This is a genomic window from Bradyrhizobium sp. LMTR 3 (assembly GCF_001693485.1).
In the GTDB taxonomy this organism is placed as follows: Bacteria; Pseudomonadota; Alphaproteobacteria; order Rhizobiales; family Xanthobacteraceae; genus Bradyrhizobium.
Map to the genome: position 1 here is coordinate 1 of NZ_MAXC01000035.1, position 2,549 is coordinate 2,549.

Genomic DNA, 2,549 nt, shown 5'->3' on the forward strand with positions numbered 1-2,549 from the left:
TGTGAAGGGTTTCGGATGCCGGCCGCTTGAGGGACGTCGCGGCGTATTCGGCGGCCGGCGTCCGAAAGCCTCCAAGGGAGGAAACCGCGGGAGGGAGCACGTGGGTAGCGCGGCGTGGCTATGGGGATTTGGGTGCCGCGGGCGAGCCGCCTGATTTGGATCGAGCCGCGCCAACAAGTTGTGCGACGGTGACACGGCTGACGATTGAGCGGCGGATGGCGTCGAACTCGATAAATTGACGGACAATTTGCGACGACTGGCGGATAGCTGGGCGCGCTGTGCCGTGGCCGGTCGACAGCCGGCGAGCGCGATGAGGAGATTTGCGGGATTGAGACGCGATCATGAGGTGTCGATCCTGATGACACTCGTTGGACCTGTCGGCTGATGCCATGGCGTTGCACCGCGCGCGAACACCTCGATGATGATCATGCGACCGCCGCAGCATGGACAACTCGGCTTGCCGGAATCGACGGCAGCAACGGTAGGCTGGCCCGCGGGTTTTGAGGCGGCGAGGAGCTCCCGCGCGCGGGCGATATTGTCGGCGCAGGCGCTCCTGGCGAACAGGCCGTAGTGACGGATGCGGTGCAAGCCTTTTGGCAGCACGTGGATGAGGAAGCGGCGGATGAACTCGTCGGTGGCGAGCGTCATCTGCTTGTGTCGATCGCGGCCCTCGACGCGGTAGTCCTTCCACTTGAAGGTGACGCCGTGCTCGCCGCAGGCAATCAGGCGGCTGTTGGCGATGGCAACGCGGTGGGTGTAACGCGACAGATAGGCCAACACCGCCTCAGGTCCACCGAACGGGCGCTTTGCATAGACGACCCACTCGGCCTTGCGCAGCGGTGCGAGATAAGCCGCGAAGGATTGCGCCTCGGCGAGATGGGCGTAATTGCCGAAGAAGCTCAGGCGGCCGACTTGGTGCGTGGCGATGAGCTTCTCCAGGAACAGTCGCCGGAACAGGCGGGAGAGCACGCGCACTGGCAGGAAGAAGCCCGGCCGGCACGACACCCAGCGCTGGCCGTCGGGCGAGATGCCGCCACCCGGTACGATCATGTGCACATGGGGGTGATGGGTGAGCGCCGAGCCCCAGGTGTGCAGCACGGCGGTGATACCGATCCGAGCCCCAAGGTGCTTCGGATCGGCGGCGATCGTCAGCATGGTCTCGGCCGAGACTTTGAACAGGAGATCGTAGATCAGGGCCTTGTTCTGGTAGGCGATGTCGGCGATCGCCGCAGGCAGCGTGAACACCACGTGATAGTACGGCACCGGCAACAGGTCGGCCTCGCGGTCGGCGAGCCATTCCTTCGCGGCGGCGCCCTGGCACTTCGGGCAGTGGCGGTTGCGGCAGGAATTGTAGGCGATACTCGTGTAGGCGCAGTCCTCGCAACGCGCGACATGGCCGCCGAGGGCCGCCGTGCGGCAGCGCTCGATTGCCGACATCACCTTCAACTGGTCGAGGCTGACATGGCCGGCGTTGGCTTTGCGCCATGCCGGACCATGGTGGCGGAAGATATCCGCAACCTCCAAGGCCGGGCGCGACATAAATGCCGCGCGTCAGCCGGATGGCCGGATATCCCTGAGCTTGACCGCGATGTGCTCCAGCGGGCTCATGACCTCGCTGATCGTCTTGGTGGCGACGCGGGTATAGAGCGCCGTGGTGTCGAGCTTGGCGTGGCCGAGCAGCACCTGGATGACGCGGACGTCGATGTTCTGCTCGAGCAGGTGGGTGGCGAAGCTGTGCCGCAAGGTGTGCAGCGAGACGCGTTTGTTGATCTCCGCCATCTGGGCGGCGGCGTGACAGGCGCGATTGAGCTGGCGCATGGTCATCGGCTGCGCCGGATCGCGGCCCGGGAACAGCCAGCCCTGCGGCCGCGCCGCCTTCCACCAGGCCCGCAGCAGATCGAGCAGGCTCGGCGACAGCATGACATTACGGTCCTTGCCGCCCTTGCCCTGCTCGACGCGGATGATCATGCGCTTGCTGTCGATGTCGGCGACCTTGAGCGAGACCACCTCGGCGGCACGCAGGCCGGCGCCGTAGGCCACGCTCAGTGCCGCCTTGTACTTCAGCCCCGGCGCGGCATCGAGCAGCCGCGCCACCTCCTCGACACTGAGCACCACTGGCAGCTTGCGCGGCTCGTGAATGACATGGGTATGCTCGACGATCTCGTGGCGCTTCAGCGTGACCTTAAAAAAGAACCGCAGGGTCGAGACGGTCTGGTTGATGGTCGGCACGCCGACACCGCTCGCGGCCAGATGCAACTGATAGCGGCGCACGTCCTCAAACGTCGCCGCATCGGGTGATCGGCCGAGAAACGCTGCGAAGTTCTTGACCCTTTGCACGTAGTCATGTTGGGTCTTCGGCGCGAACTTGCGGATCGTCATGTCTTCGATCATGCGCCGGCGCAACGGGCTCATTGCCTCGTCGGTCATGGGGATGCTCCTGTTTTGAGTGAAGGTTGCGAACCCCTCATCTCAAGACAGGACGCCCCGTTGCGCTATCCTGTTAGCTGTGCTGCCTGCCGCAGCGCCCTACCGCGCGAGCGGTTTAGTCC

2 protein-coding genes are annotated in these 2,549 nt (G+C 65.0%); both read right to left on the reverse strand.

The window, feature by feature from the left end; genetic code table 11:
• Positions 1–339 precede the first annotated feature (339 nt).
• The gene (locus LMTR3_RS23525) at positions 340–1,539 is read right to left on the reverse strand and encodes an IS91 family transposase (RefSeq protein WP_065747396.1); all 1,200 of its coding nucleotides are present in this window, start codon (positions 1,537–1,539) and stop codon (positions 340–342) included.
• Between the two features lie 12 nt (positions 1,540–1,551).
• The gene (locus LMTR3_RS23530) at positions 1,552–2,427 is read right to left on the reverse strand and encodes a tyrosine-type recombinase/integrase (RefSeq protein WP_176721979.1); all 876 of its coding nucleotides are present in this window, start codon (positions 2,425–2,427) and stop codon (positions 1,552–1,554) included.
• Positions 2,428–2,549 lie beyond the last annotated feature (122 nt).